The sequence below is a fragment of the Robinsoniella sp. genome, from assembly GCF_034124845.1.
This window is the reverse complement of record NZ_JAWYAJ010000206.1, coordinates 20,907-30,005: the sequence shown is the minus strand read 5'-3', so window position 1 is coordinate 30,005 and position 9,099 is coordinate 20,907. Positions and strand designations below refer to the sequence as shown.

At 43.1% G+C, this 9,099-nt stretch carries 8 protein-coding genes; 7 read left to right on the top strand and 1 reads right to left on the bottom strand.

Annotated elements, in window-relative coordinates:
* Positions 1–489: helix-turn-helix transcriptional regulator (locus ACH2DQ_RS09675; RefSeq protein WP_395026560.1), on the bottom strand; the 489-nt coding region annotated here is incomplete at its 3' end.
* Positions 490–1,013: 524 nt separating this feature from the next.
* Here ACH2DQ_RS09675 and ACH2DQ_RS09670 point away from each other — a divergent pair.
* From ACH2DQ_RS09670 to iolE, 7 genes are all read left to right on the top strand, one after another.
* Entirely contained in the window at positions 1,014–2,021 is a 1,008-nt protein-coding gene (locus ACH2DQ_RS09670) for a radical SAM protein (protein WP_394912772.1), read from the top strand.
* A 4-nt stretch (positions 2,022–2,025) separates the two neighbouring features.
* Positions 2,026–2,928: an amino acid--tRNA ligase-related protein gene (locus tag ACH2DQ_RS09665; protein ID WP_394912771.1), complete on the top strand. Its 903-nt coding sequence runs from the start codon at positions 2,026–2,028 to the stop codon at positions 2,926–2,928.
* Between the two features lie 28 nt (positions 2,929–2,956).
* On the top strand, positions 2,957–3,673 hold the full coding sequence (locus ACH2DQ_RS09660) for an NUDIX domain-containing protein (protein ID WP_394912770.1): 717 nt from the start codon (positions 2,957–2,959) through the stop codon (positions 3,671–3,673).
* Positions 3,674–3,800: 127 nt separating this feature from the next.
* Positions 3,801–4,829 carry a LacI family DNA-binding transcriptional regulator gene (locus ACH2DQ_RS09655; RefSeq protein WP_394912769.1) on the top strand — a complete coding sequence of 343 codons (1,029 nt, stop codon included), beginning with the start codon at positions 3,801–3,803 and terminating at the stop codon, positions 4,827–4,829.
* Between the two features lie 338 nt (positions 4,830–5,167).
* Complete coding sequence (gene iolC, locus ACH2DQ_RS09650; protein ID WP_394912768.1) at positions 5,168–6,184, top strand: 5-dehydro-2-deoxygluconokinase; 1,017 nt, start codon at positions 5,168–5,170, stop codon at positions 6,182–6,184.
* 15 nt (positions 6,185–6,199) lie between these two features.
* Complete coding sequence (iolD, locus tag ACH2DQ_RS09645; RefSeq protein ID WP_394912767.1) at positions 6,200–8,128, top strand: 3D-(3,5/4)-trihydroxycyclohexane-1,2-dione acylhydrolase (decyclizing); 1,929 nt, start codon at positions 6,200–6,202, stop codon at positions 8,126–8,128.
* Positions 8,129–8,274: 146 nt separating this feature from the next.
* On the top strand, positions 8,275–9,099 hold an 825-nt coding region (iolE, locus tag ACH2DQ_RS09640), incomplete at its 3' end, for a myo-inosose-2 dehydratase (RefSeq protein ID WP_395026556.1).

Sequence of the window (9,099 nt, the reverse complement as noted above, 5' to 3'; positions counted from 1 at the left end):
CATATAGGCGGCTGAATTTTTAATAACCGTATCCTGTCCAGACGCTGCCTGTTGATACCACATAATGATTTGTCGTTCATACTCTTCTTTATCGTCTAAATCTGCCGGATTCAAAGTCAGGCAGTTGTCCATTACCGTCGCTACTAAATAAATCAAGCTGTCACAGAGCGGATATTCATAAGTCTTATCTAACGCAGTTTGAAAGGCGGTATCAAACCCTTCTTCCTGCATTATTTCAACAAGTTCAGCACAAAAAATACGAATCTCAGGTTCGGTTAGATTCTCTTTAAAGAGAAAAAGTGTATTCAGGTCAATTTTTAAGAGCCTGGCAAGTGCCGGCAACAGTAAAATATCCGGGTAAGAATTGCCCCGTTCCCATTTATTAACAGCCGGAGTGGTAACCCCTAAATAATTTGCTACCTGCTCTTGCGTCAGTTCCATTTCTTTTCTTCTTTTCTTTATGATCTCATTCATTTTCAAAACCATCATCTCCTCCTTTATTAGTTTCTATTATAACGAAATGATACGGCTGTGACTATTGAACAGCATTTTAATTTAAAGTGTATTTATTTAACTACAAGTTAATTGTAGGTTTGTGTTCTAATACTGTCAACATGTATGTTAAGTAGTTACATGACTTTCATTGAATCTTTGGGTTCTCTGTATGGATTGTATTCTAACGGGATTTTATGTAGTAATCTGTAATATTCTTGGATATTTTTATGGGTAAGCACTGGAATCAAGTGTTTTTTATTTATTTAAAAAAGATCTCAAAAAAGGTTTGACAAGAAAACAGATCTGATGTAATATGATATTAACAAAATGATAATAACAAATAATTAATAACGAAAATGTATAACAAGGATGCATAACAAGGATGCATAACAAGGATGCATAACAAGGATGCATAACGAGGATGTATAACGAGGATGCATAACAAGGATGCATAACAAAGTGGTATAACAAGAACTAATAACAAAGTATTCTTACCAAAGAAGGAGAGAGGTATTGTTATGGAGAGATTATTGTTGGAAAGAAAAGGAACCTTTTTAAGAGCATCTGTTTGTGATGTCTGCAATTTTTCCTGTGAGTATTGCGCCACAGACCTGGGGATGGAAAACCATACACCGAAGTGCCTGAATGCTCCGCTGCTCAGCGCAGAAGCGTATATTGAAAATTTAAAACTGTTAGCCGGACATGGATTTGAAATCATCTCGTTTACAGGCGGAGAACCGCTGCTTGCCAAAGACATTGATCAGCTGCTTGAGGCAAGCAAAAAAATTTTTAAGAAAGTGGAAATCACTACAAATGGGTCAAAAGTGCTTGAGCATCTGGATCTGATTAAAAAGAATGTGGATATATTAAAGATATCCATCGATGCTGTGGATCGTGATCTGCGTGTGAAAATAGCACACAATCCGGATGCTGCAGATACATTAAGGGTAATAGAAGAATGCTGTAAAGCCGGTATGAAGTCTGTTGGATTGAATTTTGTCTATATGAAACAAAACCGGGAGGAGCTGCCAGCCCTTGTGGAATATGTAAAAGGATTGAATGAAAAGTATCAGACGGATATTTACATAAGTGTTTTGGATTTGTATTATTCCAGGGGGAACCAGGAGTTCTGGGAGGAACAGTTTGTCAATCTGAAAGAGCTGAGAGCAGATATCCAGAAGAAGGGGATCCAGATAAACCGCAGACTACGGGTGGGTTGTGATTCTTACAATTGCCGGTGGAATGGTGTATTGGTTAATATGAAGGACAGTATTTCCTGTACGCATAGAAGTGCTCTGTGCGATACCTGCAAAGAATACTGCCAGGAAGGAATCTACAGTCTGAAGCATTCAGCAAGCGGCTGGATCAGTGTATGTCCCACGAATAATCCAAAGCTTGGTTCTTTGCTTGCAGGAGATGAAAAAAGCGGTATTGCAGACCGGTATATATATCAACTTAATGCAATTACGAGAGTTGACCATACGGGGCAGGAGTTCTTTTTGAGAAATGGTTTGAAGGAGAGGTAAAGGGATGAAAGAGGCAGAGCATCTGCAGAGAAGAGAAGTGATGGAGTGTCTGGCTCTGACTAACCGAATCCGGCAGAGAACCAGATATTATCTGGAAAAACAGGGCTTTACGGAATTTGATACGCCGGTGCTGGCTGTTCCCGGCGGTGAGAGATATAATCCCACTTTTCCGGTGGAGATAGACGGGGAGGAACTTTCCCTGTCTGATTCGCCCCAGGTATATAAAATGCTTTTCATGCTGGCAGGATATGATCGGTATTATCAGTTTGCCCATTGTTTCCGGCCCATTGCCCATGAGAAGAATAAGGAAACCCGACTGTGTGAATTTATACAGATCGATGTGGAGCTGCATGTAGAAAGCCTGCACGCACTTATTAGGGAAGCAGTTGCATTATTGGAAACTATCTGCGCCGAAGGAGGAAGAAAGATAAGTGTACGCTTTATGGACGGGCTTTGGTGCAGGGAGAACTTTGGGGAAGAGATGAAACCGGATCTCAGGGAAAATCCGGGTGAGATATCTCTTGTGGTGATTGATCATATGCCCCTTACCAATGGAGAATGGACTGGGGATCATGTTCTGATTCCAAATCATCATATTTTTGCTGCTCCTGAGAATTTTGGTAAAGCGGAAGATTTGGTGAATACCAGAACCCAATCCTTTGATATTGTGTTAAATGGGATTGAGATTGGCGGCGGGGATATGCGGATCATGGATGCCTGCCTGCAGGAAAAAATGATGGAAATTTTTTCGGTGGATAAAAAAAGATATTGCAGTTATCTTGAAGAACTGGCACAATATAAGGGAACCCCAACAGGAGGCTTTGCCATAGGATTACAGCGACTGGTTATGGCTTTGGCAAAAGTGTCTGATATCCGGGAAACGGTGGCATTTCCCGATTGGAGATAGCGATTTAGATTAAGGAGAACGACGGCTGATGGATAAGAACATGAAAAAATATATTGCAAAAAGCAGAGAAGAACAGGAATTTCTGGATCAATATAATCCGGGAGATTATGAAACGGTATCAATTACGGCAGATGCAGTGGTATTTGGAATTATGAAAGCAGCCAGCGGCAATTATAGAAAGCGGGATCAGCAGTCATTAAAGATACTGCTTGTAAAGCGGGATGAATATCCCTATAAAGAATGTTACTCACTCCCGGGAGGATTTGTTTTAAATTCGGAAACGCTGGAAGACACGCTGGACCGCACACTGGAAAGTAAGACGGGCTTGAAAAAGATTTACCGGGAACAGTTATATACGTTCAGCGATGTTCACCGGGATCCCAGAATGCGGATCATCAGCTGTGCCTATATTTCCCTCATTGATGCAGGGAAGGTTAAAGTTAACGGGGCGCAATGGTTTGATCTGAAAGAGGCGCAAAATATGCAGTTAGCCTTTGACCACAATGTCATTCTTGAGGAAGCGCTAAAACGCATGAGAGGAAAAATAAATTATACCGACATTGTATTCCACATGATGCCAGAAGAATTCACCATAAGTGAGCTTCAGGAAGTATATGAAATTATATTGGATGAGAAGCTGCTTGCTCCTGCATTTCGAAGAACAATTGCAGATAAGATCCGGGATACCGGCAAGATGACGGGGAATGCCGGGCACCGGCCGTCCAGAATCTTTACCCGGAAATGATCGGTAATTCCCACTTGTCAAAACATATATTATAGTCTATAATAAAAGAAAAAATGCGTGCATGTAACGCAAAACGCGGGCGTGAGAAAAAAAGTATATGAAAAAAGGACAGGATTGAGGGAATATTATGGCGGGAACGATACAACAGATTGCAGATCTGGCAGGTGTCTCCAGGGGGACGGTGGACAGGGCGCTTAATAACCGTGGCAGAATTAAGCCTGAGGTTGCAGCAAAAGTTAAAGAGATAGCCAATGAGCTGGGCTATCAGTCTAACCGGGGGATCAGAACCCCGGATAAAGAACCGATGAAATTAAAAATCGGCATTGTGACACATTTATCCAAGTCTTCCTTTATGATTCAGGTAAATAAAGGGATAGACCAGGCAGCAAAGGAACTTCAGGAGCGGGGCGTGGAGATCCTGCTGCGGGACAGTGTGATCATAGACGAAAAGGCACAGCTTCAGGCGATTGAAGAACTGGAGGAGCTGGGAATTGACGGGCTGGCAATTATGCCGGTGGAATGTGACCTGATCCGGGCAAAGATTAATCAGCTGACGGAAGAGAAGCACATTCCGGTGATTACCTTTAACTCCGATATTGTGGGTACCAAGCGTTGCTGCTTTGTAGGACTGGACAACAGAAGAAGCGGTTATACAGCGGCGGGGCTTATGGGAATGCTTGCCGGGAAGAAGGGTAAGATTCTCATAATCACAGGATATTTTACAAACAGTGTTAACAGTCTGCGTGTGGAAGGATTTATAGAAGAGACGAAACGGTCATTTCCGGATATGGAGCTTCTGGGCGTGCAAAGCAGCTTTGACGAGGCAAAAGAGGTGGAGCGCATTATCGAGAACACCCTTTCCATGGTGCCGGATCTTGCCGGAATATTTGTGGCATCCGGCGGTCAGGCAGGCGTGCGTCAGGCATTTGAAAAATTAAGTCCCAAGAAGCGGCCTTACGTGATTATCTATGACTTAACGCCCCGAAATGAAAAGGCGCTGCTGGAAGATGATGTGGACTTCCTGATCGATCAGGAAGGGTATGAACAGGGGTACCGCCCGCCGTTTCTGCTGTATGACATGATCGCAAAGGGCGTGTCTGCAGACCGGGAATTTGTTTACACGGATATTAATATTAAAACAAAATATAATTTATAAGGTCTATAAAAAGGGCGCTGTGTTTTCTCTTGGGTAATAGAGAGCATAGCGTTTTTTCTATGTGGTTAAAAAGCGGAAGGAATTCACAGCTTGGAATGCGTGCTTTTGCGTGCTGTAATCTTTGTGAAAACGTTACAAATATACAGATGGAAAATTGTACAATACAGGGAAAGTACCCCGAGAACTGAAAAATTACTTGCACGCAACAAATGTGTGTGCTATTATGAGCATATGAAAGAAAAGCGTGCTAAAGAACGCAAGAAAAGAAAACTGTAAATGAAACACGGAATGAAAACTGTTTCCTGTCTGTGTTGAAATTCAAGTATGAGGTGAATGGAATGAAGTATGTTAAGTTTGATGAATCAAGACCGATGGATTTAGTACTGTTAGGGCGAGTGGCAATTGACTTTAATCCGGTGGATTATTTTCATCCATTATCGGAATCTACCACATTCAAAAAGTACGTGGGAGGTTCTCCTGCGAATATCGCTGTAGGTGTTACAAGACATGGCAAGAAAGTTGGATTTATCGGAAAAGTGTCAGATGACCAGTTCGGCGATTACGTTACAGAGTTTTTTAATAAAGAAGGAATTGATACTTCACATATCACAAGATGCAGGAACGGAGAAAAGCTGGGGCTTACATTTACAGAAATTCTTTCTCCTGACGAAAGCAGCATCTTGATGTACCGAAACTGCATCGCAGATCTTCAGCTGTCGGTGGATGATGTGGATGAAGAATACATAAAGAAGGCAAAGGCTATTTTGATATCCGGTACCGCACTGGCACAGAGCCCCTCCAGGGAAGCTGCATTAAAGGCGGTAATGCTGGCTAAGAAAAACAATACAGTGATTATCTTTGATATTGACTACCGGGAATACAACTGGAAGAACAGGGATGAGATTTCCATTTACTATGCCAGTGTTGCAAGAGAAGCAGATATTATTCTTGGCTCCAGGGAAGAATTTGACCTGACAGAAAAGCTGATACAGCCGGGCAGAGATGATAAGGCAACGGCTGAAAGCTGGCAGAAAGAAAATGCCAAGATTGTAGTTATCAAGCATGGAAGAAAAGGTTCCACGGCATATACCAATGATGGCAACAGCTACAGTATTAAGCCATTTCCCGTTACTGCACTGAAGTCATTTGGCGGTGGAGACGGTTATGCATCCGGATTTTTGTATGGTATTTTTGAAGGATGGGATATGATCGAATGTCTGGAATTTGGAAGTGCAGAAGCAGCGATGATGGTACGCAGCCATTCCTGCTCCGAGGAGCTCCCCAATCCGGATGAAGTCAAGAAGTTTATAAAAGAAACCAAAGACCAGTATGGTGAAATGATTGCAAGAGTATAAGGAGGCGGATAGGAAATGGAGTATACGAAGATGACGGTTGCACAGGCATTGGTAAAGTTCCTGGATAACCAGTATGTAGAATTTGACGGAGTGGAAACGAAATTTGTAGAAGGCATCTTTACGATTTTCGGACATGGAATTGCCGTAGGTCTGGGTCAGGCATTAGATGAAAATCCCGGTGAACTGAAAGTATTCCAGGGTAGAAATGAGCAGGGAATGTGTCATGTGGCGATTGCATTTGCAAAACAGCACAACAGAAGAAAAATTATTCCCTGTGCGTCTTCCGTAGGACCGGGAGCTGCAAATATGGTTACGGCAGCGGCTACCGCTACGGTAAATAATATTCCGCTGCTGGTATTCCCGGCAGATACCTTTGCCAACAGACAGCCGGACCCGGTTCTGCAGCAGTTAGAGCAGAGCAGCAGTTTATCCGTTACAACCAATGATGCATTTAAGCCGGTGTGTAAATACTGGGACCGCATAGTCCGTCCGGAACAGCTGATGACTGCAATGATAAGTGCCATGCGTGTATTGACGGACCCGGCTGAAACAGGAGCCGTTTGCATTGGAATCTGCCAGGATGTGGAAGGGGAATCTTATGAATACCCGGATTATTTCTTCCAGAAGAGAGTGCACAGAATTACAAGACCGGTGGCAGTAGAAGAAGAAGTGGAAGATCTTGCAGCCATAATTGCGGGAGCTAAAAAACCGCTGGTTGTAGTTGGCGGCGGTGTAAAATATTCTGAAGCAGGGGAAGCAGTTGAAAAGTTCTGTGAAGAATTCAATATTCCCTTCGGAGAGAGCCAGGCAGGAAAAAGTGCCTGCAAATCCAGTCACAGTAAATGCCTTGGAGGGATTGGCGTAACCGGCACACTGGCTTCCAATACCATCGCGGAAGAGGCAGATGTAGTGATAGCCATCGGAACCAGATTATCGGACTTTACAACGGGTTCCAAGAGCCAGTACAAAAATCCGAATGTAAAGGTTGTGACCATCAATAACAGTAAATTCCATGCTTACAAAATGGATGCCATAAAAGCTGTGGGAGATGCAAAAGTAACGATAGAAGCCCTTTCACAGAAACTGCGGGAACGTAAATATAAATCTGCTTATACGACTGAGATCACAGAGGCGAAAGCCGCATGGGATAAAGAAATGGAGCGTCTTGCAAAATATGCTTATGACGACCAGTTTGAGCCAATGGTAAAAGCCAGGGATCCAAGAACGATACCAGAGTTTGTGGAACTGACAGGCGGCGTGATTACCCAGACTGCTGCATTGTGTGCAATCCGGGAGGTTATTGCAGAAGATGCAACCATTATAACGGCAGGGGGAAGTCTTCCAAGCTGTATGCAGAGAATCTGGACTACAGATAAGAGAGGCGGCTATCATGCGGAGTATGGATACTCCTGTATGGGGTATGAAGTGGCAGCAGCCCTTGGAGTGAAACTGGCGGAGCCGGATAAAGAAGTGTATGCCGTTGTGGGTGATGCTTCGTTCCAGATGCTCCACAGTGAAATTATGACTGCAATGCAGGAAAGAGCAAAGATTAATATTCTGGTATTTGACAATTGCGGATTTGGCTGTATCAACAATCTGCAAATGAATAACGGCATCGGAAGCATTGGCACAGAATTCCGGTACCGGGATGCTAATAATGAAACAAAAGGAAATCTGATTCCGGTAAGCTATGCAAAGGTGGCAGAAGGTTATGGGCTGAAAGCGTATACCGTAAAGACAATTGATGAATTAAAAGCTGCTTTGGAAGATGCGAAAAACCAGGATAATGCAGTCTTGATTGACTTAAAAGTAATTCCAAAGACGATGACGGACGGTTACAAGTCCTGGTGGAATGTAGGGCTCGCCAGTACTTCCGGGATGGAAAGTGTACAGGAAAAGTATACGGAGCTGGAAGCAGAGAGATACAAGGCAAGACGTTATTAATATAGATAATCTTTTATTAATCTTATAAATCATCAGCTTGAGCGTGTGAGAAAATAGCTTTCTAGGCGTAGATATCGTGCACGATCTACCACGTATTTACGCCGGGAGGCACCAAGCTGAAATAAAAAGCCATAGGAGGCACAGTGATGTTTAACAAAGAAAAAGTAAAATTAGGAATTGCACCAATTGCCTGGACCAACGATGACATGCCGGATTTAGGAAAAGAAAACACTTTTGAACAGTGTGTAAGCGAGATGGCACTTGCCGGATATACCGGATCCGAAGTGGGAAATAAATACCCTTCAGATCCTGTTGTATTAAAAAAGGCACTGGATCTTCGCGGCATCCAGATCTGTAATCAGTGGTTTTCCAGTTTTTTAACTACACAGCCATATGAAGAAACGGAAAAAGCATTTATAGAACAGGTAAAATTCTTGCAGGCGATGGGTTCTAAGATCATCGGCGTGTCAGAGCAGGGACACAGTGTGCAGGGACAGCTGGAAACACCGATCTTTGGCTGCAAATATATCATGAATGACGAAGAATGGGATAAAGTCTGCACAGGATTAAATAAACTTGGTAAAATTGCAAAAGAGTATGGAATTACGCTGACTTTCCATCATCATATGGGAACGGTAATCCAGGATCCGGACGAAGTGGAACGTCTGATGGCCGGTACCGATCCGGAATATGTGAATCTCCTGTTTGACAGCGGACATTTTACTTACTGCGGCGCAGACCCGCTTGAAATGGTTCAGAAATACTGCAGCAGAATCAAACATGTACATTTAAAAGATGTACGCCCGGATGTAGTAGAAAAGGTCAAAGCAGAGAAGTTAAGCTTCCTGGCTGGAGTAAGAATGGGAGCATTTACGGTACCGGGAGACGGATGTATTGATTTTGACCCGATTTTCAAGGTGTTGGAAGATGCCGGATATGAAGGATACATGGTAGTGGAGGCGGAGCAGGAT

Bases quoted from the DNA above. Each gene is read 5' to 3' on its own strand.
- ACH2DQ_RS09660 (WP_394912770.1), top strand. From the start codon at position 2,957: ATGGATAAGAACATGAAAAAATATATTGCAAAAAGCAGAGAAGAACAG.
- ACH2DQ_RS09670 (WP_394912772.1), top strand. From the start codon at position 1,014: ATGGAGAGATTATTGTTGGAAAGAAAAGGAACCTTTTTAAGAGCATCT.
- ACH2DQ_RS09655 (WP_394912769.1), top strand. From the start codon at position 3,801: ATGGCGGGAACGATACAACAGATTGCAGATCTGGCAGGTGTCTCCAGG.
- ACH2DQ_RS09665 (WP_394912771.1), top strand. From the start codon at position 2,026: ATGAAAGAGGCAGAGCATCTGCAGAGAAGAGAAGTGATGGAGTGTCTG.
- iolD (WP_394912767.1), top strand. From the start codon at position 6,200: ATGGAGTATACGAAGATGACGGTTGCACAGGCATTGGTAAAGTTCCTG.
- iolC (WP_394912768.1), top strand. From the start codon at position 5,168: ATGAAGTATGTTAAGTTTGATGAATCAAGACCGATGGATTTAGTACTG.